The 23,182-nt window shown below is 65.3% G+C and carries 20 protein-coding genes; 12 read left to right on the top strand and 8 right to left on the bottom strand.

Annotated elements, in window-relative coordinates; all coding sequences use genetic code 11:
* Positions 1 to 28: 28 nt before the first annotated feature.
* Positions 29 to 886, top strand: coding sequence for an NAD(P)-dependent oxidoreductase (locus BcanWU425_RS20805; protein WP_085353114.1), 858 nt, complete (start codon positions 29 to 31; stop codon positions 884 to 886).
* Between the two features lie 28 nt (positions 887 to 914).
* Here BcanWU425_RS20805 and BcanWU425_RS20810 read toward each other — a convergent pair whose 3' ends face one another.
* Positions 915 to 1,430 (bottom strand): adenylate kinase, encoded by a 516-nt coding sequence (locus BcanWU425_RS20810; RefSeq protein WP_018457939.1) that lies wholly within the window; start codon positions 1,428 to 1,430, stop codon positions 915 to 917.
* Positions 1,431 to 1,608: 178 nt separating this feature from the next.
* Here BcanWU425_RS20810 and BcanWU425_RS20815 point away from each other — a divergent pair, with 178 nt between their 5' ends.
* The 3 genes from BcanWU425_RS20815 (at position 1,609) to panE (ending at position 3,931) form a co-directional block, all read left to right on the top strand.
* Positions 1,609 to 1,998, top strand: a complete 390-nt coding sequence (locus BcanWU425_RS20815) for a hypothetical protein (protein ID WP_018457938.1) — start codon at positions 1,609 to 1,611, stop codon at positions 1,996 to 1,998.
* Between the two features lie 106 nt (positions 1,999 to 2,104).
* Complete coding sequence (locus BcanWU425_RS20820; RefSeq protein ID WP_204511258.1) at positions 2,105 to 2,935, top strand: helix-turn-helix domain-containing protein; 831 nt, start codon at positions 2,105 to 2,107, stop codon at positions 2,933 to 2,935.
* A gap of 66 nt (positions 2,936 to 3,001) precedes the next feature.
* Positions 3,002 to 3,931 (top strand): 2-dehydropantoate 2-reductase, encoded by a 930-nt coding sequence (panE, locus tag BcanWU425_RS20825; RefSeq protein WP_018457936.1) that lies wholly within the window; start codon positions 3,002 to 3,004, stop codon positions 3,929 to 3,931.
* Here panE and recG read toward each other — a convergent pair.
* The gene (recG, locus tag BcanWU425_RS20830; protein WP_231188527.1) at positions 3,928 to 6,036 is read right to left on the bottom strand and encodes an ATP-dependent DNA helicase RecG; all 2,109 of its coding nucleotides are present in this window, start codon (positions 6,034 to 6,036) and stop codon (positions 3,928 to 3,930) included. The genes panE and recG overlap by 4 nt on opposite strands.
* A 182-nt stretch (positions 6,037 to 6,218) precedes the next feature.
* Between recG and BcanWU425_RS20835 the strand changes: the two genes are divergently transcribed.
* The 3 genes from BcanWU425_RS20835 to BcanWU425_RS20845 all read left to right on the top strand — a co-directional run bounded on the left by BcanWU425_RS20835 (position 6,219) and on the right by BcanWU425_RS20845 (position 10,471).
* Entirely contained in the window at positions 6,219 to 6,509 is a 291-nt protein-coding gene (locus BcanWU425_RS20835; protein ID WP_018457934.1) for an FAD assembly factor SdhE, read from the top strand.
* On the top strand, positions 6,506 to 10,024 hold the full coding sequence (mfd, locus tag BcanWU425_RS20840) for a transcription-repair coupling factor (protein WP_018457933.1): 3,519 nt from the start codon (positions 6,506 to 6,508) through the stop codon (positions 10,022 to 10,024). Before BcanWU425_RS20835 ends, mfd begins: the two co-directional genes overlap by 4 nt.
* A 237-nt stretch (positions 10,025 to 10,261) precedes the next feature.
* Positions 10,262 to 10,471 carry a cold-shock protein gene (locus BcanWU425_RS20845; protein WP_018457932.1) on the top strand — a complete coding sequence of 70 codons (210 nt, stop codon included), beginning with the start codon at positions 10,262 to 10,264 and terminating at the stop codon, positions 10,469 to 10,471.
* Between the two features lie 202 nt (positions 10,472 to 10,673).
* On the opposite strand, the gene BcanWU425_RS20850 is transcribed toward BcanWU425_RS20845, so the two are convergent.
* The 3 genes from BcanWU425_RS20850 to BcanWU425_RS20860 form a co-directional block, all read right to left on the bottom strand.
* Positions 10,674 to 11,900: a hypothetical protein gene (locus BcanWU425_RS20850; protein WP_085353104.1), complete on the bottom strand. Its 1,227-nt coding sequence runs from the start codon at positions 11,898 to 11,900 to the stop codon at positions 10,674 to 10,676.
* An 85-nt stretch (positions 11,901 to 11,985) separates the two neighbouring features.
* On the bottom strand, positions 11,986 to 13,488 hold the full coding sequence (locus BcanWU425_RS20855; protein ID WP_085353103.1) for an AMP-binding protein: 1,503 nt from the start codon (positions 13,486 to 13,488) through the stop codon (positions 11,986 to 11,988).
* A 4-nt stretch (positions 13,489 to 13,492) separates the two neighbouring features.
* The gene (locus BcanWU425_RS20860) at positions 13,493 to 15,361 is read right to left on the bottom strand and encodes an extracellular solute-binding protein (RefSeq protein ID WP_204511256.1); all 1,869 of its coding nucleotides are present in this window, start codon (positions 15,359 to 15,361) and stop codon (positions 13,493 to 13,495) included.
* Positions 15,362 to 15,621: 260 nt separating this feature from the next.
* On the opposite strand from BcanWU425_RS20860, the gene BcanWU425_RS20865 reads away from it, so the two are divergent.
* Complete coding sequence (locus tag BcanWU425_RS20865; protein WP_018457928.1) at positions 15,622 to 16,446, top strand: invasion associated locus B family protein; 825 nt, start codon at positions 15,622 to 15,624, stop codon at positions 16,444 to 16,446.
* A gap of 77 nt (positions 16,447 to 16,523) precedes the next feature.
* Here BcanWU425_RS20865 and hspQ read toward each other — a convergent pair whose 3' ends face one another.
* A complete protein-coding gene (gene hspQ, locus BcanWU425_RS20870; protein ID WP_018457927.1) occupies positions 16,524 to 16,853 on the bottom strand; it encodes a heat shock protein HspQ in 330 nt (109 codons plus the stop codon).
* A gap of 104 nt (positions 16,854 to 16,957) precedes the next feature.
* Here hspQ and BcanWU425_RS20875 point away from each other — a divergent pair, with 104 nt between their 5' ends.
* Complete coding sequence (locus BcanWU425_RS20875) at positions 16,958 to 17,911, top strand: AEC family transporter (RefSeq protein WP_204511255.1); 954 nt, start codon at positions 16,958 to 16,960, stop codon at positions 17,909 to 17,911.
* 7 nt (positions 17,912 to 17,918) lie between these two features.
* Here BcanWU425_RS20875 and BcanWU425_RS20880 read toward each other — a convergent pair whose 3' ends face one another.
* Positions 17,919 to 19,103, bottom strand: coding sequence for a UbiH/UbiF family hydroxylase (locus BcanWU425_RS20880; protein ID WP_018457925.1), 1,185 nt, complete (start codon positions 19,101 to 19,103; stop codon positions 17,919 to 17,921).
* Between the two features lie 87 nt (positions 19,104 to 19,190).
* On the opposite strand from BcanWU425_RS20880, the gene pcsA reads away from it, so the two are divergent.
* The 3 genes from pcsA (at position 19,191) to BcanWU425_RS20895 (ending at position 21,739) form a co-directional block, all read left to right on the top strand.
* Positions 19,191 to 19,958 carry a phosphatidylcholine synthase gene (gene pcsA, locus BcanWU425_RS20885; protein ID WP_085353096.1) on the top strand — a complete coding sequence of 256 codons (768 nt, stop codon included), beginning with the start codon at positions 19,191 to 19,193 and terminating at the stop codon, positions 19,956 to 19,958.
* Complete coding sequence (locus BcanWU425_RS20890) at positions 19,955 to 20,689, top strand: TerC family protein (protein ID WP_018457923.1); 735 nt, start codon at positions 19,955 to 19,957, stop codon at positions 20,687 to 20,689. The genes pcsA and BcanWU425_RS20890 overlap by 4 nt, the downstream gene beginning before the upstream one ends.
* A 75-nt stretch (positions 20,690 to 20,764) precedes the next feature.
* On the top strand, positions 20,765 to 21,739 hold the full coding sequence (locus BcanWU425_RS20895) for a quinone oxidoreductase family protein (RefSeq protein ID WP_018457922.1): 975 nt from the start codon (positions 20,765 to 20,767) through the stop codon (positions 21,737 to 21,739).
* A gap of 120 nt (positions 21,740 to 21,859) precedes the next feature.
* Here BcanWU425_RS20895 and BcanWU425_RS20900 read toward each other — a convergent pair whose 3' ends face one another.
* A complete protein-coding gene (locus BcanWU425_RS20900) occupies positions 21,860 to 23,056 on the bottom strand; it encodes an acetylornithine transaminase (protein ID WP_204511254.1) in 1,197 nt (398 codons plus the stop codon).
* Positions 23,057 to 23,182: the final 126 nt, after the last annotated feature.

The raw sequence follows: 23,182 nt of genomic DNA on the forward strand, positions 1-23,182 counted from the left end.
TTGCTCGGGCTTCGATCTGGAGTGCACGATGTCCAAAACTATTGCGATCCTCGCGCCCGGTGCCATGGGCAGTGCCGTGGCCCGCCGTCTCGGCGAGCACGGTGCGCGTGTGCTGACGTCGTTGAGAGGGCGGAGCGAAGCGACGCGCAAACGCGCCACGGATGCCGGCATGATCGGCGCCGAGGACGACGCGATCGCGGACGCCGACATCATCCTGTCGATCGTGCCGCCGGGCGAAGCCGTGGCGCTCGCCGAGCGGCTGGCCGGGCTGATCGTCCGGCGCGAGAAGAAGCCGGTCGTGGTCGATTGCAATGCCGTCAACGTCGATACCGTGATGAGGATCGAGGAGATCATCGGCTCGGCACAGGCGCCGTTCGTCGATGCCGGCATCATCGGGTTCCCGCCCCAGCCCGGTGGCAAGAGCCCGGCCTTCTACATGTCGGGCGAGCACGCCAAGGATGTCGCCGTGCTGAAGGATTTCGGGCTCGACGTGCGGATCGTCGAAGGGCCGGTCGGTGCCGCGTCCGCGCTGAAAATGTCCTATGCCGGGATCGTCAAGGGCCTCGCCGGGATCGGCGCGGCGATGGTGGTCGCGGCAACGAAAGCGGGGGCTGCGGATGCGCTGCGCGACGAACTCGCACTCAGCCAGCCCGCGGTTCTGGCCCGGCTCGAAGTCGCGCTGCCGGACATGATTCCGAAAGCCTATCGCTGGGTCGCGGAGATGCGGGAGATTTCCGGCTTCCTCGGCCCCGATCATCCGGCGAGCCAGGTTTACGAAGGCTTTGCGCGCTGGTTCGACCACCTCGCCGAGGATGCGAAAGGCGAGGCGGCGGATACCGACCTGATGAAGGCATTCGCCGCGCGCATCGCGCAGAAGAAATCCTGATCGTCCCGTCTCACGTCACCGCCATCCATCATGTGCCGTGCAGCGAATCCAGAAACCCCTGGATGTCTCGATCGCGTCTCAAGCGCACGACCGGAACGTCAGCGCCATACTGCATACGCTCGGCCTCGATGACAGGCGCGCGCTCGGTGTCGTAGCGCCACGCCTCGCGCATCAATTTCCAGTCGAACTGCTCGGGGCACCCCTCTGGGAGATCAGGCCGGGCCTTGTCGCGATCGAAGGCGGATCGCAGGAGAATGCGCCACTGGCAGAGCCAGCGCGGGCGGTCGATGACGACCAGCGTATCGGCGCGCGCGAGCGTGAGATCGAAGGCAAGTCCCGAGAAGCTGCCGTCGACAACCCATGCGTCGCCCGCGATCGCCTCAGTAACCCGTGCTCGGAAGTTCGGTTTGTCGGATGGCTTCCATCCCGGCCGCCAGTAGAGCACGTCGAGATGCACCACCGGCAGCGCGAGCTTTTGCCCGAGATTTCGGGAGAGGCTCGTCTTTCCGCTACCCTGACAGCCTACAACGATGATCCGGCGCATCGTCGTAGGGTTCCATAAAGTCGGGCGAAGGGAAAGAGGAGGCCTCCGAACGCGCCTTATTACCTGGCATGTAATTGAGCCCATCTGCAGCCTGGCTACTGTCCCGGTTCATTCACCCGACAGGAAGCATTCCATCAAGCCTCCTGTCGCGTGTGTGTCGGTGCATGAGGAGAGAGCTATGCAAGTCGTGTTTACGAAGAAGGAGCCGCCGCAATGGCTGCTCGACATGTGGCGGGAGATCGACAACAAGACCTTCGGACCAGGCTTCGACTGTTTTACGGAAGATGCCGTTTGCAACCTCGGCGTCGCCGATTGGAAGGGGCGCGAGGCGATCCGCGGCAATCTGAAGGCCTTCATCGACACCGGATTCACCGCGCTCCATCACATCACCGAATATTGGGACGCGGGGTCGCTGAAGGTGTTTCGGGGTGTCGTGGACATGACACCCGATGATCCCTCAATGAAGACGGTTCATCCCACGATGACGCACTTCTTCTACATGGACGAGAGGAACGACACCAAGGTACGGCACTGGGTCGGTGCCGTGGGGCCGGTCGCCTTCGGTTGATCGCCACGAACCTGCTACCATCGGCGGTGGTGCCTCGGACAAGCCGACTTACCGCCGCCGATGCGCGTTGACGATGCCGCACATCGACAGGAAGGATCAGTCGGCCATGAAAGCGACGGCCAGTGCCCTCAAGACGCGCGCCAGTTCCGCGGGCGCGCTGCTGCGTCAATGGCGGGACATTCGCGGCAAGACGCAGCTCGACCTGTCCTTCGACGCCGGCGTCTCGCAGAAGCACATCAGCTTCGTCGAGAGCGGCCGCAGCGTTCCGAGCCGCCAGATGCTGCTCGACCTTGCGCAAGCCCTCGACGTGCCCTTGCGCGAACGCAACGAGCTGCTGCTGGCCGCCGGCTATGCGCCGTCCTATTCCGAGCCCGCGCTCGAGGCGCCCGCCATGACGAGCATCAACCGTGCCCTGCAACGCATGCTGCGTCAGCACGAGCCGTTTCCCGCCATCGTCATGGACCGGTACTGGAACGTGCTGATGACCAATGAGGCCGCGCCGCTTCTGTTCAATTGCTTCATCGACATGTCCGCACGGCCGGCGCCACGAAACCTGCTGCATCTTATGTTCGATCCGGAGGGCATGCGCCCTTTTATCGCGAACTGGCCGCAGACCGCACGCGGGCTGCTGGCGCGGGTGTATCGCGAGGCAGTCGGACACGTGGTTGACATCAGGACGAAGGCGTTGCTGGAGGAGCTGTCGCAATACCCCGGGGTGAAGCCGGAATGGCGTGCGCCGTCGGCATCCGATGCGATGCCGATGATCCCGTTGTCCTTCGTCAAGGACGGTGTGACGCTGGACTACTTCTCCCTGATCACGACGGTTGGAACGCCGCAGACGGTGACGGGGGAGGAGCTGCGGCTCGAGTGCATGTTCCCCGCCAACGAGGGGACCGAAGCCGAGCACGGCAGGTTCTTGCGCGCGCACGCCGGTTGAGGAGACGTCGCGAGGCTCATCTGTTATTGTTTCTGCGAAAGCGGTCACTCCGCAATGGGAGTTCGAATGAGAGTGCTTGTGATCGGCGCGGGAGCGCTCGGAGGCTACTACGGAGCGCGCCTGGTCCGAGCCGGCGGCGACGTGAACTTTCTGGTGCGGGCCGGGCGTGCGGAGCAATTGCGGCGGAATGGATTGCAGGTCGTGAGCCCGCAGGGCGATTTCGCCGTGCAGCCGAAGATCATCCTGGCCAACGACCTCAAGGAAACGTTCGACGTCGTGCTCGTCGGGGTGAAATCCTACTCGCTCGACGATGCGATGGCCCAGTTTGCCCCGGCCGTTGGCGCCCACACGATGATTTTGCCGATCCTCAACGGGCTGAAACATGTCGACGCCCTGACGGCGCGGTTCGGCGCCGCTCAGGTTCTCGGCGGGCTCGCGAACGTCAGTGCCGGGCTCGATGCGGATGGCCGCGTCGTTCAGTTCATGGCCAATCAGACCATCGTCTTCGGCGAAATCGGGGGGTCGTTGAGCGAGCGTGTGCTCGCCCTGGAGACGCTGCTGCACGTGCCCGGTATCGACGTGCGCGCCAGCGAAGCGATCATGCAGGACATGTGGGAGAAATTCGTCCAGCTCTCGACGCTCGCCGGCATCACCTGCCTGATGCGTGCAAGCATCGGAGACATTCTGGCCGTTCCGAACGGCGAGCAATCCATCTTCCGCCTGTTTGCCGAATGCTGCGCCGTCGCCACGGCCTCGGGTTTTGAGCCGCGAGCGCCTTTCATCGAGTTTGACCGGAAGCTGTTCACGACCCCGGATTCCCCGCTCAAGGCCTCGATGCTGCGTGATATCGAGCGCGGCTCGGTCACCGAGGCGGAGCATATCCTCGGCGATATGGCCAACCGGGCTCGTGCACTCGGCATCGACACGCCCCTGCTGGATCTCGCCCGAGCGCATGTGGCGGCTTATGAGATTGGGCGGCAACGAGCGGCCAGCTAACCCGCTCCGATCAGCGGGATCGCTTCATCCCGCTCATACAGATACAGCAGGCAGCGCAGTGCCTCGCCGCGCTCGCCCTTGAGTTTTGGATCGTCCTTCAGGATGCGCAGCGCCTCGTCGCGGGCCTGCGTGATGAGCTGGCCGTGCACCTCCGAGCGGGCGATGCGGTAGCCGGGCAGGCCGCTCTGGCGCACGCCGAGCACATCGCCTTCGCCGCGCAGCTTCAGATCTTCCTCGGCGATCCGAAAGCCGTCGGTGGTCTCGCGGATCACCTTCAGCCGTGCTTTCGACATCTCGCCGAGCGGCTCGGAGTAGAGCAGCAGACAGGTCGAGGCCTCCGAGCCGCGCCCGATGCGGCCGCGCAATTGATGAAGCTGGGCGAGGCCAAAGCGTTCGGCGTTCTCGATCACCATGATGGTCGCCGCCGGCACGTCGACACCGACCTCGACCACGGTGGTCGCGACCAGCAGACCGATCTCGTGGGCGGCGAACTGGCCCATGACGCGGTCCTTCTCGGTGCCCTTCATCTGGCCGTGGACGAGGCCGACACGGTCGCCGAAACGCTTTTGCAGGGTTTCGAAGCGCTTGGTCGCATTGGTCAGGTGCTCGGTACCCTCGGCCTCGGATTCCTCGACCAGCGGGCAGATCCAGTAGACCAGCTTGCCGGATTCGAGCGCGCGGCCGATGCTGTCGGTGACCTCGCCGAGGCGGCTCATCGATATGGTGCGAGTTTCGATCGGCTGGCGGCCGGCCGGCTTCTCCCTGAGCTCGCTGATGTCCATGTCGCCGAAATAGGTCAGCACCAGCGTGCGCGGAATCGGCGTGGCGCTCAGCACCAGCACGTCGACGGCCTCGCCCTTTGCCGTCAGCGCCAGCCGCTCGCGCACGCCAAAACGATGCTGCTCGTCGACGACGGCGAGGGCGAGATCGCTAAAGATCACGTCGTCCTGGATCAGCGCATGGGTGCCGACGAGCAGGTCGATCTCGCCGGCTTCGAGTTGTGCCAGCAGGTCACGCCGCTCCTTGCCCTTTTCGCGGCCGGTGAGGATCGCGACCCGCATGCCCGCGCGCTCGGCGAGCGGCGCGATGGTCTTGATATGCTGACGAGCCAGAATTTCGGTCGGCGCCATCAAGGCGGCCTGCTTGCCGACCTCAGTGACGGCAGCGGCGGCCAGCAGCGCGACCACGGTCTTGCCGGAGCCGACGTCGCCCTGGAGCAGGCGCAACATGCGCACCGGCTGTTGTAGATCATTGGCGATGGCGGCTGCTGCGTCGCGCTGGGAGGTTGTCAGCGCATAGGGCAGGGCATCGATGATTTTGTTGCGGAGGTGCCCGTCGCCGGCGTTGCGCACACCGGCCGGGCGTCGCAATTGGGCGCGGATCAGGGCAAGCGCAAGTTGCCCGGCCAGGAGTTCGTCGAAGGCGAGGCGCGACCAGAACGGCTGGTCGGGCAGAATGTCGGTGAGCTCGACCGGCTGGTGCACGCGGGTGAGCGCCTCGGCGATCGGCGGGAAGCCGCAGCGGCGCAGCACCTCCGGGCTGATCCATTCCGGCAGTGCCGGGAGCTTCTGCAGCGCCTGCGCGACCGCACGGCGCAGCGAGCCGAGTGCAAGGCCCTCGGTCAAGGGATAGACGGGATCGATGCCGGAGAGTTTGGAAATCGCCTCCTCGTCCAGCACCCGGTCGGGATGCACGATCTGCGGGACGGCGTCGTACATCTGGAGCGTGCCGGAGACGAAGCGCTTCTCGCCGATCGGCAGCAGCTTCTCGACATAGCCGGGCTTTGCGCGGAAGAACGTCAGCACGACGTCGCCGGTGTCGTCGCTGGCGTAAACGAGGTAGGGCGCGCGCGCATTGCGCGGCGGGGGCGGGCGGTGGCGGTCGACCGTGACCTCCAGCGTCACCATGGTTCCCTGCACGGCGTCGCGGATCTTCGGCCGGGCGCGACGGTCGATCACCTGGCTCGGCAAATGCAGCAACAGATCGACCAGCCGCGGCGTCTCATTGCGGCTGAGCAGATATTGCAGCAGCTTGTCCTGCTTCGGACCGACGCCGGGCAGGCTGGTCACGGGGGCAAACAGCGGGTTGAGCAGGCTGGGGCTCATCAGGCGAATCTAGGACCGTTTTCGCTCGTCATGCCCGGCTTTATGCCCGGCATCCACGTGTTTTTCGTGCCCTTGCGGGGCAGCGGGCCATGACAAATCGAGGGCTGACAGGGCCCGCCCGAGTGGCTATATCACCCCGGCCCGGCACGTCCGGGCTTTTGGCGTTTGACTGGAATTGAGACATGACGGGAACGACACGATCGAGCAACGGGCTGGACGACCGCCGCAAGCGGCTTCTGTTCCGCTGCTGGCACCGCGGCACGCGCGAGATGGACCTGATCCTCGGCCGGTTCGCGGATGCCGAGATCGGCAATCTGTCCGATGACGAGCTGACGCAGCTCGAGACCCTGCTCGAAGAGGCCGATCCCGACCTCTATGCCGCCATCACCGGCGACAAGGTGCTTGCCGCCGACGTCATCGGCCCGCTGTTTGCGCGCATCAAGGGGTTTCCGATCGCGGACCGCGACGTATGAAGCAGGGGATGAAATCGCCGGCCGAGCTGCTCACGCCCGGCCGCGCGCTCACGCTTGCCAATGTTGCCGAGGGTGCCGAGGGCCTCGTCATCTCTGATCTCGCGCGCGCCATCGCGGCGCGGCCGAAGAAGCCGGCTGTCAGCCTCGCGGTGATCTGTCGCGACGGGCCGCGGATGCAGCAGCTCGAACGTGCTCTGCAATTCTTCGCGCCCGATTTGCCCGTGCTGACCTTCCCGGCCTGGGACTGCCAGCCCTATGACCGCGTCTCGCCGCATGGTGGCGTCCTCGCGCAGCGCCTGACGACGCTGGCGCGGCTGGCGTCACTGACCGGTAGCGACAAGCCGCTGATCGTGCTGACCACGGTGAACGCCGTGGTACAGCGCGTGCCGGCGCGCGAGCTCGTCGCGGCGCAGGCGCTGTCGGTCGCCCCCGGCAACGTCGTGCCGATGGATACCATCATCGCCTGGCTCGAGCACAACGGCTACAACCGCTCCTCGACCGTGCGCGAGCCCGGCGAATACGCGGTGCGCGGCGGCATTCTGGACCTGTTTCCGGCCGGCCTGGACCAGCCCGTCCGTTTCGATTTCTTCGGCGACAGCCTGGAATCGATCCGCACCTTCGATGCCGAGACCCAGCGCACGCTGCTCGACATGCGCGCGCTCGATCTCGTGCCGATCTCCGAATTCCAGCTCGTCACCGAGACCATCCGCCGCTTTCGCATGGGCTACGTCGCTGAGTTCGGCGCGCCCGAGCGCGACGATGCGCTCTACGAGGCCGTCAGCGAGGGCCGCCGCCATCCCGGCATGGAGCATTGGCTGCCGCTGTTCCAGGACCGGATGGACACGCTGTTCGACTATCTGCAAGGAGCTTGCGTCGCGATCGAGCCGCAGGCCGAGGACGCCATCCGCGAGCGTTTCAAGCAGATCCTCGATTATTACCAGGCCCGCCGCGACGCCATGGAGCATCCGGGCGGCGGTGCCATCTACAAGCCGCTGCCGCCTGACAGGCTCTACCTGACCGAGGAGGAGTGGGGCAAGCGTGAGAGCGGGATGCCGTTGGTGCGGCTCACCCAGTTTTCGGTGCCCGCTGATGGTACCAGCGTGGTCGATGCCGGCGCGCGCAAGGGACGAGACTTCGCCCCGGAGCGCAACGATAACAAGATCAATGTCTTCGAAGCCGTCGTCGCACATGTGCATGGGCTACTGACAAACCGCAAGAAGGTGGTCATCGCGCTCTGGACGGAGGGCTCGCGCGACCGCATGACCTCGATGCTGCGCGATCACAAGCTCACCCCCGTGACCAGCGTCAACAGCTGGCGCACGGTGCAGGCGACCCCGCGCAACGAGACCATGCTGGCCGTGCTCGGCCTCGAAAGCGGATTCGAGACCGACGAGATCGCTGTCATCAGCGAGCAGGATATCCTTGGCGATCGCCTGGTCCGACCGCGCAAGGCGAGCCGCAAGCTCGACAATTTCATCTCGGAGGTGACGAGCCTCGCCGCCGGCGATATCGTGGTCCATGTCGATCACGGCATCGGCCGCTTCATCGGCCTGCAGACGCTGGACGTCGCCGGCGCGCCCCATGACTGCCTCGAGCTGCATTATGCCGCCGAGACCAAGCTGTTCCTGCCGGTCGAGAACATCGAGCTGCTGTCGCGCTATGGCTCCGACCAGACCACGGTCGAACTTGATCGTCTCGGCGGTTCGGGCTGGCAGACGCGCAAGGCCAAACTCAAGAACCGCATCCGTGAGATCGCGGGCGAGCTGATCAAGATCGCCGCCGAGCGCCACCTCCATGAGGCGCCGAAGCTGCCGGTGCAGCCGGGCCTCTACGACGAGTTCTGCGCGCGCTTCCCCTATGACGAGACCGAGGATCAGCTTGGTGCGATCGAGTCCACGCTGAAGGACCTCGAGCTCGGCCGTCCCATGGACCGGCTGATCTGCGGCGACGTCGGCTTCGGCAAGACCGAGGTGGCGCTGCGCGCCGCCTTCGCGGTGGCGCTCGAAGGCAAGCAGGTCGCGGTCGTGGTGCCGACCACGCTGCTCGCCCGTCAGCATCACAAGACGTTCACCGACCGTTTCAAGGGTTTCCCGGTCCAGGTCGCGCAGGCCTCCCGGCTGGTGCCCGCCAAGCAGCTCAATCTGGTCAAGAAGGGCCTCGCCGACGGCTCGGTCGACATCGTCGTCGGCACCCATGCGCTGCTCAGCAAGTCGATCAAGTTCCGGGATCTCGGCCTGCTGATCGTCGACGAGGAGCAGCATTTCGGCGTGACCCACAAGGAGCGGCTGAAGCAGCTCCGCGCCGAGGTGCACGTGCTGACGCTGTCGGCCACGCCGATTCCACGCACACTTCAATTGGCGCTCACCGGCGTGCGCGAGCTCTCGATCATCGCATCGCCCCCGGTCGACCGCCTCGCGGTCCGCACCTTCGTCGCCCCGCACGACCCCTTGATGATCCGCGAGGCGCTGCTGCGCGAGCGCTATCGCGGCGGCCAGGCGTTCTACGTGGTGCCGCGCATCGACGACCTCGCCGAGGTCAGGGATTTCCTCGACAAGAACGTGCCGGAGATGAAGGTTGCGGTTGCGCACGGGCAGATGCCGCCCGCCGTGATCGAGGATATCATGACGGCGTTCTACGACGGCAAGTTCGATATCCTGCTGTCGACCACGATCGTGGAATCCGGCCTCGACATCCCCAACGCCAACACGCTGATCGTGCATCGCGCCGACATGTTCGGCCTTGCCCAACTGTATCAGCTCCGCGGCCGCGTCGGCCGGTCCAAGCTGCGGGCCTATGCGCTGTTCACGCTGCCGGCGCAGCAGAAGATCACGGCGCAGGCCGAGCGCCGGCTCACCGTGCTGCAATCGCTGGAGACGCTGGGCGCGGGTTTCCAGCTCGCCTCGCACGATCTCGACATCCGCGGCGCGGGCAATATCCTGGGCGAGCAGCAGTCCGGCCATATCAAGGAGGTCGGCTTCGAGCTCTATCAATCGATGCTGGAGGAGGCGATCGTCAACCTCAAGGCTGGCGTGTCCGAGCCCGCGGCCGACCGCTGGTCGCCGACGATCACCATCGGCATGCCCGTGCTGATTCCGGAGGATTATGTCGGCGATCTCTCGGTGCGGCTGTCACTCTACCGCCGGCTCGCCGACCTCGACAGCGAGGAGGAGATCGAGAACTTCGGCGCCGAGATGCGCGACCGGTTCGGCGTGTTGCCGGACGAGGTGCGCTATTTGTTCAAGGTCGCCGCGATCAAGGCGTTCTGCCGCCAAGCCAATGTCGGCAAGATCGACGCCGGTCCGAAGGGCGCCGTCATCGCCTTCCGCGACAATTCCTTCGCCCATCCCGACCGGCTGGTGAGCTTCATCCGCAGCCACGGCCAGGCCGCGAAGGTGCGGCCCGACATGAAGGTGGTGTTCCTGCAGGACTGGGAGACGCCGGAAGAGCGTCTGGCCGGCACCACCGAGATCATGCGCCAGCTGGCGCAGCTCGCGCAGAGCAAGAAGGCGGCGTAGAGGTTTCCGGAGGCGGCGCGAAACGACGCGCCGCACTCGGATCTCGGAACAGCGACATATGATCACTTGCGCAATGATCGAACAGTTGCTAGGTTCGGTCTATCGAGTTTCGGCCGAACGACTTGGCCTCGCCGCTGAAAAGCGCGCCTGACTGACGACCCTCCCTCCAGATCTCGACGACACCCACCGCGCTTCTGAGCGCGGCTAAACGTTTATCTATCTTAAAGGACGATCCCCATGACGACGGGAACTGTGAAGTGGTTTAACAGCCAAAAGGGCTTCGGATTCATTCAGCCGGACGAGGGCAGCCAGGATGTCTTCGTTCACATCAGCGCCGTTGAACGCGCCGGCATGAATACCCTCAACGAAGGGCAGAAGGTTTCTTTTGAAATCGTTGCAGATCGCAAGACCGGCAAGTCTGCTGCTGAAGATCTGCGCGCCGCATAGGCTGTCGCAATCCCAATGACGTTGCTTTGACCACGGATGTACTGGCAGAGCTTCTGATTTTTTGACCCGCGACCGTTTACCGGCCGCGGGTTTTTTGCGCCAGCGGCCGGCCCTCGCGAATGAGAATGCGAACGGTGCGTTTCGCGTAAAGCTTCCACATGTGAGCAGTCGAGCTCCGACGGCAGCGAGCGCTCGCGGATGATTACGACGCCGCCCGCGATGCCTCGGCCGACAGCCGCCCAAGCAGCGACCTTGCCGTATCCGAGGGCGACAGCGAATCCACCGAAACGACGGGATCGCTGCGCATCTCGTGCTTGCCGTTCGACGTGTGCCGCATCACCGCGGAGAGGCGGCGGGCGATCATGTGCGCAGTGCGGAAGTCGGTCTCCGCGAACACGACGACGACCGAGCCGTCCTTCTGCGCCACGCCAAAATCCATCTGCCGCATCAGCCGGCTGAGAATGCGCGCGGCATCGAGCTGGGCGCGGGAATTGCCGGGATCGAAGGCGAAGCGTGCGACCGAGAGGCCGCCGCCGCGGGCCAGCGTCTGCTCGACCGCCTTGGCAAAATCGCGCGCAAAAGCTTCCGCCGTGAGCAGGCCGCTGCGCGGGTCGAGCCAGCCGCCGGCATCGATCGAGCGCAGCGTACGGCTCAGCTGGGCTTCCATGGCGTGCTGGCGGATCAGGGGCAGCGCGTTGGCGGCGACCTTCGCCGGCTCGCCCGGGATCAGTTCGAGATTGGGCAGGTCGTAAGTCTGCGTCAACTGATGCGCAGTGACGACCACGGGCAGGCTGCGGAAGCGGGTGTCCTCGGCGAGCACCGTGAGAAAGGCATCGGTCACGCGGGGGGTAAAACCTTCGGCGAGCACGACGCCGTCGAGGTCGCGGGTGTTGAGATGCTTGGCCGCTGCCTCGATCGAGAGCGCCCCGATCACGCCGACGCGCTCGCCGAGCGCGACGGAAAGCGCGGGGTAAGCCGCGCCGCGGCCGATCAGAAGCACCGTGGCATCGCGAACGGGATCAGCCTCCGGCAGCGCGACTTTGACCTCCGGCAGCCGGCGCAGCACCGTGGCATGGAGCGTGCGAATCCGTAGAGCGGCGCGAAGCCGCGCGATCAGGCGTTCGGAATGGCCGGCGCGCGAGGAAGAGAAGGGCAGGACGTTGTGCGGGAGCGCGCCCGCCGCATCCAATGCCACGAAGGGAAGGTAAGGGGATTGCTCTGCGATCTTGCTGGCGAGCGGCGCCAGATGCGGCTCGTGCCCGGCATGCATCGCGGCGAGAACCGCGGCCGGCTGCACCTCTTCGACCGCGCGCACCGCGCCGGCCCAGCCGGTGTCGATCACGGGAAAGAAGCGCGCCTCGTCCAGCGCCGCAAGGAAGGTCGGCCGCTCGCCATTGGACACAAACAGGATCGGGCCGGCCTGGGACATCGAGAAACTCTGGTCACGCAACAGGTGCTGCGCAATCTAGTCCGGCCGCCTTAATGTAGCGTCAATGGAACGGTCGAAACTCCGCTTAGACCGGCCCGGAACGGTCGCGAAAAGCTTCGACCATCAGGGGGTTAAGCCCGAGTTCGCTGAGCGCCTCGCGGGCGCGGGCATTGTCCTGGGCCCGGCCCGCGAGCCGGTGACCGGAGAGCCGGTCAGGCAGCGCGGTCAGCAGCGCGCCCTGACCGAGCCGGCGCGCCCATTCCTGCAGGTCGTTGGAGAGGAAGCGGTAGCCGCCGACGGCCATGATCCCGGAGGGCGGCGCGGTGATGCAGATCGCGCCGCTGGGACGGTCGAGCCGCGCGGCGTAGCCGGTGTCGACATAGTCGCGTGGCGGCTGCGCGATCAGGCTGTCGCCGACCGGCGGCGGCGGGGCGTAGGCCGCGATCGGCACCATCGGGCCGCGCAGCCCGAGCGTGCCCTTCGGCGTCAGCAGAATCTCGCCGGCGATCGACGAACCCGACTGCTCGCGCGGCGCGCCGTGCGGTCCCGGCATCACCGGCACCGGCATGCCGTCCTCGCCACGCCGGGCGCCGAACAATCCGGCCTCGCCGAACAGATAGACGTCCGTGAAAGGCGCATGCGGCGCAATCCATGCCTCGCTCGCCGACACCTGCTCGGGGGCGCGCCACAGGCCGATGACGTTGCGCAAGCTCGGCATCCGCGCCGCCAGCTCGGAATCGCCGAGCCGCTGGGCGAACTGTGCCGGTGCGATCAGCACGTCGCATTCGTGCGCATTGATCTGCTGCTCCAGCACGTCGTTCTCGAAGGGGTGATGCAGCGCCAGCGTGCCGCCGCACAGCAGCCACACCGCGAGCGAGGAGGCGAGCCCTGCGAACGACATCGGCGTGAACGCCGCCATCACGGTTGCGCCTTGCCTGATGTCGGCTTCCAGCGACATCGCGAGCCCCCCGGCGATCAGGCTGAAATGCGGCCGCGGCACCGGACGAAAGCCTTCGGCGGTGACGTCGAAGGAGATCATCGCCGCCTTGCGGCCATCCTGAATCACGGCGCGCGCTGTGCCGGGCGGACGGGCCTGCACGTCGTCGAGCGAGGCCATGCCTTCGGGCAGGTTGGTGCCGAAGCCGCAGACATGGCGAATCGAGAAGGCTTCCGCGGCCGCGTGCATGGCGAGATCGGCATAGCTGACGCCGTCGACCGTGCTCATGGTGACGATGGCGCGCGCCGCGGTACGATTGAGAGCGGCGGTCAGTTCGGCATGGCGCCAGAGCAGCGGCAGCACGGCGACGACAAGACCGGCGCGATGGGCGGCGAGAACGGTGAGCACGAACTCGACCGTATTCGGCAGTTGGATGGCGATGACGGAATTGGCCGGCAGGCCTGATTCGACGAAATAGGCGGACAGCGCCTCGATGGCGGTGTCAGCCTCGGCATAGCTCATCCGCCGCGGCTCGTGCCCGGTCACGCGGAACTTGTTCAGGGGGTCGAGCAGAGCGGTCGCGTGCGGCTGCCGCATCAGCGTGCGCTGAAACAGTGTGTCGAGCGTCGGCGATACGGCTGGCTGGTTCACGGCGTCACTTTGCTTGATGAGCTTGCGGCTGCCCCTTCGACCACCAGGTCTCCGGCAAATAGCCGGACAGCGAGGTGGCCTCTGGCCGTTCTATCCGATTCCAGCGCGCGATCCATTGCTCGGATACGTTAAACAGGGGGATTGTATAGAAACCGGAGATCAAAGCGCGGTCGAGCGCCCGCACCGCGGATACGAAATCCGTGTGTTCACGGGCTTCCAGCAGTGCGGCGATCATCGCATCGACCGCGGGATCCCGGGCCCCCATGTAGTTGCGGGTGCCCGGACTGTCGGCGGCAGCGCTCCCCCAGTAGAAATATTGCTCGTTGCCGGGCGACAGGGACTGGTCCCAGCGGTTCTGGATCATGTCGAATTCGTAGGCGAGCCGGCGCTGGTCGAACTGCACGGGATCGACCGATCGCACGCTGGGCTCGATGCCGGCGCGCCTGAGGTCGCGCTGAAAGGCAAGCGCGACGCGTTCCTGGTCGCGGGTCGTGACCAGGATCTCGAAGGTGAAGGGCGCCTTGGTCGCACGGTTGCGCAGCACGGTGCCGTCGAGATCGTAGCCGGCCTCCGACAACAGCTTCAGCGCCGCGCGCAGCGTGGTCCGGTCGCGGCCCGAACCGTCGGTCACCGGCAGGCGGTAGCTGCCGTCCATGATGTCAGGCGGGATCTGCGCGGCGAACGGCTTGAGCAACTCGCGCTCGCGCGCATCCGCAGGCTTGCCATACGCTGAGAGGTCCGAGCCGGCAAAATAGCCGGCGACGCGCGAGTAGAGGTTGAAGAAGTAGTTGCGGTTCACCAGCTCGAAATCGAACAGCAGCGTCAAGGCCTGGCGCACGCGGATGTCGGCGAATATGGGACGCCTCGTGTTGAACACCAGAAATTCGGAAGGTTGCGGCACGCCCGGCTTGAAGGTGTCGCGGATCACGTCGCCATTCTTCGCCGCGGGAAAGTCGTAGCCGTCGTGCCAGCGCAGCGGCTCGTGCTCGATGCGGAAATCATAGAGGCCGCGCTTGAAAGCTTCGAACTGGCCGTTGGCCTCGCGAAAATAGTCGAGCCTGATCTCCTCGAAATTGTAGAGCCCGCGATTGATGGCGAGGTCACGGCCCCAATAGTCGGGATTGCGGGTGAGCGTCACGCTGGCACCGGGCCTCACGGCGGTGACGCGATAGGGGCCGGAGCCGACCGGGCCCGACAGCGTCGTCTCCTCGAAAGCCGCGACGTCGACCGCATGTTTCGGCAGGATCGGCATCAGGCCGAGGATCAGCGGCAGTTCGCGGTCATTGGCTCCCGCAAGGTCGAAGCGGACGGTGAGGGGATCCGGCGCCTCGGCCTTTGCCACCTTGCCGTAATATTGCCGGTGGTTGGGGCGGCCGTGGTCGCGCAGCAACTGCCAGGAGAACAGCACGTCCTCGGCGCGGACCGGCTTGCCGTCGGAGAAGCGCGCGCGGGGATCGATGTGGAACGTGACAAAGCTGCGCTCGTCATCGGTCTCGACCGATCTGGCGAGCAGTCCGTAGAGCGTGAACGGCTCGTCATTGCCGCGCGCGAGCAGGCTCTCGACCACGTAGTTCCGGACCGGCTGCACGGCCAGTCCCTTGACGATGAAGGGATTGAGGCTGTCGAAGGTGCCGAGAACGCCCCAGGTCAGCCGGCCGCCCTTGGGGGCGTCAGGGTTGACGTAAGGCATGTGGGTGAAACCGGCAGGCATCGCCGGCTTGCCGTGCATGGCGATGGCGTGGGCTTCCTCGGCCTCTGCGCCGCTGGCCGGAAGCCCCAAGGAAAACGGGAGCCCCAAGGCGAAAGCCAGGACACAGAGGCGGACGCAAAGACCTTCAGGACGGCCCTCGAGAAGGCGCTGGAACATGAACATGTGGACACGTTGATTCGAGGACCGCAGGCCTGAATCCTATCACAGGGATTTTCCCGGGGGCGCACGCCGACGCGCGGTCAAAGGCGCTTGTCGGCATTGATCTTTTCGTCGGCCACGTTAAGAAGGCACGCAATCGCGCAAGAGCGCCGAGCCCGTCACTTATCTGCCTCATTTGACGGGGAGAGAGCCGCGCCCAACGCGGCCAGGCTCGGTGCGTCGAAGCGGTTCGGGCACTTCCCGTTCAGAAAGGGTTTTCCGCAATGAATTTCCGTTACTTGGCCGCGTCCGTCCGGCCGCGCGGGCGACTTCTCGCCTTGTTGACGGCGACGGCGTTGGCCGTCCCGTTTGCCGCCGAGGCCCAGGCTCCCGCGCCAGCTCCGGGCACGCCCGCGCCCAAGGCGACCCCGAAGGCCGCTCCGAAGGCTGCCCCCAAGGCTCCGGCGCCGGCCGCTCAGGCACCGGCCCAGCCGGCACCCGCCCAGGGCGCTCCGGCGCAGGGCGCTCCAGCGCAGCAGGGCGCGGCCCAGCCGGCCGATCAGCAAATCCAGCTGATCTACGCCCCCTGGACCAAGTTCTGCCTCAAGGGCCAGGACGCCAATGCCAAGCAGGTCTGCTTCACCGGCAAGGACGGCCGTATCGAGTCGGGCCAGCCGGTCATCGCGGCCGTCATCATCGAGCCAGAAGGCGAGCCGAAAAAGATCCTGCGCGTGACGCTGCCGCTCGGCATGCAGTTGGTGCACGGCACCCGCATCATCGTGGACAACAATCCGCCGTTGCAGAGCCCGTATGTGATCTGCTTCCAGAACGGCTGCATGTCCGACTACGAAGCCACGCCCGAGTTTATCAACAACATGAAGAAGGGCCAGAACCTCGTTGTTCAGGCGATCAATGCCAACGGCGCACCGCTGACGCTGCCGCTGCCGCTCGCCGGCGAATTCCAGAAGGCCTATGACGGCCCGCCGACCGATCCGAAGGTGTTCGAGGAAACCCAGAGGAAGCTGCAGGAAGAGCTCCAGAAGAAGGCTGAAGAGCTGCAGAAGAAGCAGCAGCAAGCGCCTGGCGCCGCTCCGGCCGGACAGAAGTAATCAGGGATCAATCCCGCATATGAAAAAGGCGCTCGGTTCGAGCGCCTTTTTTGCTGGCCAGTTGATGGCTTCGAAACTCAGTTCAGCGAAGGATTGCGCGGGCGATAGCCGGTCTTGTCCTTGACGAAGATCTCGGCGACCTGGGAATGCCGGACCGGCTCGCCGGAATCGTCCGGCACGAGATTCTGCTCGGAGACATAGGCGACGTATTCCGACTCCGAGTTCTCCGCGAGCAGGTGATAGAACGGCTGGTCCTTGTGGGGCCGCACCTCCTCGGGGATCGACAGCCACCACTCTTCGGTGTTGTTGAATTCCGGATCGATGTCGAAGATCACGCCCCGGAACGAGAAGATCCGGTGGCGCACGACCTGTCCGATCTGGAATTTGGCGGTCCGCGCTTTAATCATTCCCCGTCGATAGACCAGGATTGTGGCCGATGCTAGTGCCCTGATCTGGAATTAACCCGGTTGCGGGGCAGATAGGCCCCCAATCTTCAGAAAACACTTCATCAATGGTCGATATCCTCAATCTGGCTCTACCATATTTCGGCTTGATCTTCGTTGGATTCGCCTGTGGCAAGGTCAAATCCCTGCCGGAATCGGGCCTCGCCTGGATGAACTTCTTCCTGCTCTATGTGTCGCTGCCGGCGCTGCTGTTTGCGATCATGTCGAAGACGCCGTTTTCGGAATTGAACAACCCGCCGTTCCTGGTCGCGACCACCCTGTCGACCGTTGCGGCGTTCACACTCGCGCTGGTCGTCGGCAAGGTTTTGGGCGGGCTGACGCTGCGCGAGGCGACGCTCGCCGGGCTCTCCGGCGGCTACGGCAATATCGGCTACATGGGACCGGGGCTGGCGCTCGCCGTGCTCGGGCCGAAGGCCTCCGCGCCGACTGCGCTGATCTTCTGCTGCGACAGCATCTTCCTGTTCACGATCGTGCCGTTGCTGATCGAGCTCTCCGACCGCGATCATCCCTCGATCGTGCATGCCTTCGGCGTCGTGCTGAAGCAGATCGTGCTCAACCCGCTGATCATGTCGGCCTGCTTTGGCGCGGCCTTCGCATCGCTGCATATCGAGATGCCCGTCGCACTCGATCGCACCATCACCTTCCTCCAGAACGCAGCCGCTCCGACCGCGCTGTTCGTGCTCGGCGTGACCGTGGCGCTCCGCCCGTTCGATCGGGTCCCGTGGGAAGTGCCGGGCGTGATCGCGATCAAGCTCCTGATCCATCCGCTTGCAGCTTTCGGCCTGATGCTGGCGCTCGGCCCGTTTGCGCAGCCCTGGGCCGCGACCGCCGTGCTGATGGCCTCGCTGCCGCCGGCGCTAAACGTGTTCGTCATCGCCCGGCAGAACGACGCCTGGATCGAGTCTGCCTCCGTCGCGGTGCTGCTCGGGACGTTTGCGTCCGTGGTCACGCTGACCAGCGTGATGTGGGCGATCCAGACTGGCCGGCTGGCGTTTCCTTGAGCGGCGGTTACTTCCGCCAAGTCGGCGTGAGCCCCTCGCGCATCGCAAAACGCCGGAGCGGGCCGATCGCGCCGAGCAGGTGCATGCCGACCGCGCGGACGGGCTGGAGTGGCAGGAAATCGTTGAGCAGCGAGCGGTTGGCGATGTCGATCGCAAAGGTCCGGCTCAGGATGTCCGGACGCCGCGCCCGGTCATAACGCTTGAGCACGTCTGCTGCGCCGGGATCTTGGCCTGATGCGATGGCCTCGCCTGCAAGCCTCGCAATGTCGGCGGCATCGCGGAGGCCGAGATTGAGACCCTGGGCGCCGATCGGGGGAACCACATGGGCGGCTTCGCCGACCAGCGCAATGCGGTCGCCGCCGAAGGATTTGGGACGTTCGATCGCCAGCGGGAACAGATGGCGGCCCGGCTCCACCGTCATGCGCCCGAGGATCGAATGCGACTGCTTCTCGATCGCGGCGGACAATTCCTCATCGCTCAGGCCGCGAAGCCGCTCGGCGTCCGCAGGCGCCGAGACCCAGACGACGCTGGAACGATCGCCGGGCAGGGGCACGAACACGCAAGGACCATGCGGGGTGTGGAACTCGGTCGAGACGTTGCGGTGGGGCCGCGCGTGCCCGACGTTGAAAGTCAGTGCCGTCTGGGTCAGCTCGCGCCGCGTCACCGCGATGCCGGAGGCTTCGCGGCACAGCGAATGCCGGCCGTCGGCCCCGACCACGAGGCGGGCCGAGAGAAATTGCGCAGCGGCCGTGCGGATCGCGACGTCATCGGCTTCGATGACGACAGTTTCGGCCTCGTCGTCGAAACGGACGACATCGGGCAGTTCGGCCGCGCGCGCTTCCAGCGCCAGCATCAGCGAGCGGTTGTCGATGTTGTAGCCGAAGGCATCGAGGCCGATTTCGTGGCAGGAGAACCGGACCTCCGGCGCACGAAACAGCCGGCCGGTGTCGTCGACGAGCCGCATGATTTCGAGCGCGGCCGCCTTGTCCTTGCAGCGCGGCCAGACGTCGAGGCTCTCCAGCAGATCGACGGAGGCACCGAGTAGCGCCGTGGTTCGATTGTCGGCATAAGGCATGCGACGCGCCACCAGCGCGGTCCGTGCGCCCGCCTGCGCCAATGCGATGGCGGCGCTCAGTCCCGCCGGTCCGCCGCCGATCACGGCCGCGTCAAAGAGTGTCGATGCATCTGTCATGGAACGACATTGGACATGCCCCGCGGCAAATTCAAGCCCACTCATATTTCCCTGATTTTATGACGAATTGTGCGACCAGGCGCCGCAATGGCTTATGTGCAAACCGGTGTCATTCTGATAGCAGAAGTCATGGACAGCCAAGAGGATTCCCTGAAGCCCAGGCCCGCGATCCGCGCCGCTGCCTTCTCGGTGCACATCTTCACCGCGTTCGGTGCGGCGATCGCGCTGCTGGCGATGCTTGAGGCCGTGCGTGAGCACTGGGCGGCGATGTTTCAATGGCTGGGCGTCGCCCTCATCATCGACGCGATCGATGGGCCGATCGCGCGCCGGCTCAACGTCAAGGACGTGCAGCCGAACTGGTCGGGCGACGTGCTCGACCTCGTGGTCGATTTCGTCACTTACGTCTTCGTGCCGGCCTATGCGATCGTGGCCAGCGGCTTGCTGCTGCCGGTCGCAGCTCCCCTGCTCGGCGTCGCCATCATCGTCACCAGCGCATTATATTTCGCCGATCTGCGCATGAAAGCGGACGACAATCATTTCCGCGGTTTTCCGGCGCTGTGGAATGCGGCGGCGTTCTATCTGTTTCTGCTGCACTGGCCGCCGCTGCTCTCGACGCTGCTAGTAGCGGCCCTGGTGGTGCTGACCTTCGTGCCGTTCCACGTGCTGCATCCGGTGCGCGTCGTGCGGCTGCGCTGGCTGACGATGTCGCTGATCGCCATCTGGGCTCTGCTCTCCTTCTACACGCTGCAGATGGACTTTCGCGTCGGCACCGGTGTGACTGTCGCGCTCTGCGCGATCGCGCTCTGGATCAGCTTCAGCGACGCATTGATACGGCTGACAAGATCCTTCGCATGATGCACCTGTTGACCAGCCCCGAAGCCTGGGCCGCGCTCCTCACCTTGACCGCGCTCGAGATCGTGCTCGGCATCGACAACGTCATCTTCCTGTCGGTGATCGTCTCGCGCATTCCCGAGAAGCAGGCGCACCGCGCCCGCCAGATCGGGCTCGCGCTGGCGCTGATCTTCCGCATCATCCTGCTCAGCCTCCTGGTCTGGCTGATCGGCCTGACCGCGCCGGTGTTTTCGTTTTCCGGTTACGGCTTCTCCTGGCGCGACCTCATCCTGATCGGCGGCGGTCTGTTCCTGATTGCGAAGGCGACGCACGAGATTCATGGCGAGGTCGAAGCCGATGACGGCGAGGGCGGCGAGAAGTCACCTCGTAACGCTTTCTTCTGGGTCATCGTCCAGATCGTGATCATCGACATCGTGTTCTCGCTGGACTCGATCATCACGGCGATCGGCATGGCGCAGGACCTCGAAATCATGATCGCGGCCGTCGTGATCGCCTGTCTCATCATGTACATTTCGGCCGGACCGGTGTCGCGGTTCGTCGCGGAGCATCCGACCACGAAAATGCTGGCTCTGGCCTTCCTGGTGCTGATCGGCGTCGCGCTGGTTGCGGACGGATTCCAATTCCACATCCCGCGCGGCTACATCTATTTCGCGATTGCGTTCTCGGCAGCGGTCGAGTTTTTCAACGTGCTAGCGAAACGCAACCGCAGGAAGACCGGCAAGCCGTCGGTCTAGGCGTTCCAGCCCGCGTCGAGTTGACAAGGCGGGCGCGATGTCTTTCGCTGGCCCGCGAGAAAAGGAGGTCAGGTGATGACCAAAGCCGTCCGTGTGCACAAGGTCGGAGGCCCCGAAGCCCTGGTCTATGAGAGCGTCGATGTTCCGGCGCCCGGGCCCGGCGAGGTGCGCATCGTCCAGCATGCCGTCGGCCTGAACTTCATCGACGTCTATTACCGCACCGGCCTCTACAAGGCGCCGGGGCTGCCCTTCATCGCCGGCAACGAAGCCTCGGGCGAGGTCGTCGCGGTCGGGCCGGGCGTGACGAATTTCCATCCCGGCGACCGCGTCGCCTACTACCACAATCTCGGCGCCTATACCGGCGAGCGCAACATCCCCTGGGAGCGGCTGGTCAAGCTGCCCGACCACATCACCCACGAGCAGGGCGCCGTGCTGATGCTGAAGGGGCTGACGGTGTGGTATCTCCTGCACAAGACCTTCAAGGTCGAGCCGCATCATCGCGTGCTGATCCACGCCGCGGCCGGCGGCATCGGCCTGCTTGCCTGCCAATGGGCGAGGGCAATGGGTGCCCACGTCATCGGCACCGTCGGCTCGCGCGAGAAGGCTGCGCTTGCCGAGGCCAATGGCTGCGACCATGTGATCCTCTACAACGAGGAAGACTTCGTTGCGCGCGTCAAACAGATCAGCCGCAACGAGGGCTGCGACGTGGTTTATGACGGTGTCGGCAAGGCGACGTTCCCAGGCTCGCTGTCCTGCCTGAAGCCGCGCGGGATGTTCGTCTCCTTCGGCAATGCCTCAGGCCCGGTGCCGCCGTTCTCGATCGCCGAGCTCAACACCCACGGCTCGCTGTTTGCGACCCGGCCCAAGCTCAACGACTATATCGGAACGCGCAAGGAGTTGCTGGAAGGCGCTGACACGCTGTTCGCCGCCGTCATTAACGGCAAGCTCCACGTGCCGATCAACCATGCCTACGCGCTCAAAGACGCCGCCAAGGCGCATATCGATCTCGAGAGTCGCAAGACCACGGGCGCGTCGATCTTGAAGCCGTAGAGAACGTCTTGCCGAAGTCGTCATGCCCGGGCTTGTCCCGGGCATCCACGTTGTTCGTGCCGCGCCTCAAGGCGTACATGGCCGGGACAAGCCGGCCATGACGGAGAGAGAGCGAGCCGTCTACGCCACTCGCCGTGCCGCGCCGGCTCTGGTCAAGATACCGTCGAGACAATCGATCATCTCGGCGATCTCGGCCCGCGTGACGTTCAGCGCCGGCATGAAGCGCAACGTGTCGACCTGCGGCGCGTTGAGGAGGACGCCGGCCTCGAACGCCTGCGCGACGATGCCGGGCGCGATCGGCAGCTTGAGGTCGAGCGCGAGCAGGAGCCCGCGACCTCGCACTTCCCCGAGCCCATGCCGCGCCGAGACCTTCTGCAGCTCGCTTTCGAGCAGCAGCCCGGTTTCGGTCGCCGTCTTCAGGAACTCCGGCTTGCTGACCTCGTCGAGCACCGCAAGCCCCGCCGCGCACATGATCGGGTTGCCGTTGAACGTGCCGCCCTGGTCGCCGTGCTCGAAGCAGGCCGCGCGTTCGGTCGCGAGCAGCGCCGCGAGCGGCACGCCGCCGCCGATGCCCTTGCCGAGCGTCATGATGTCGGGCGCGATGCCTGTGTGCTCGTAGTGGAAGAGCTTGCCGGTCCGGCCCATCCCGGTCTGGATCTCGTCGAAGATCAGGAGGAGGCCGTGCGCGTCGGTGAGAGCGCGCAACTCCTGCAAGAACTGATCGGTCGCCGGCCATACGCCTGATTCCCCCTGGATCGGCTCGATCATCACGGCGACGGTGTTGTCGTTGATCAGCTTTTTGACCGAGGCGATGTTGTTGAGCTTCGCCTTCTTGAAGCCGGCGACCTTTGGCTCGAACAGCGGCTCAAAGGCCTTCTTGCCCGAGGCCGACATCGTCGCCAAGGTGCGGCCGTGAAAGCCGCCTTCGAAGCTGATGATCTCGAACGCGCCACCTCGATGCAGGCTGCCATATTTGCGCGCGAGCTTGATCGCGCCCTCGTTGGCTTCCGCGCCGGAATTGGCAAAGAACACCTGGTCGAACGCGCTGTTTGCAACCAGCGCCTGCGCGAGCTTCAGGCTTGGCTCGTTGTAGAAGGCGGGGCTTGGCGTCAGCAGCCGCTTGGCCTGCGCCGCAAGCGCGTTGGCGATCGCGGGCGGGGAGTGGCCGAGGCAGTTGACCGCCCAGCCCTGTACGAAATCGAGATAGCGCTTGCGGCTGTCATCCCAGAGGTAGGAGCCGGCGCCGCGGACGAACACGGCCTTGGGCCGAGCGGCGATGTCCATCAACGCGTCATACGGATGGGTGGCGGTGGTCATGTCGAACTCCTCTGGAGGCGGGTGGAAAAGGGGGCGCGAAAAGCAAAAAGGCCGCACCTTGCGGGTACGGCCTTCTCGAAAACCTACGCTGAATTCAGTGCTTCAGCGGCGTCGTCGGACATGGCG

Source organism: Bradyrhizobium sp. WU425, from assembly GCF_021052305.1.
GTDB classification, from domain to species: domain Bacteria; phylum Pseudomonadota; class Alphaproteobacteria; order Rhizobiales; family Xanthobacteraceae; genus Bradyrhizobium; species Bradyrhizobium canariense_D.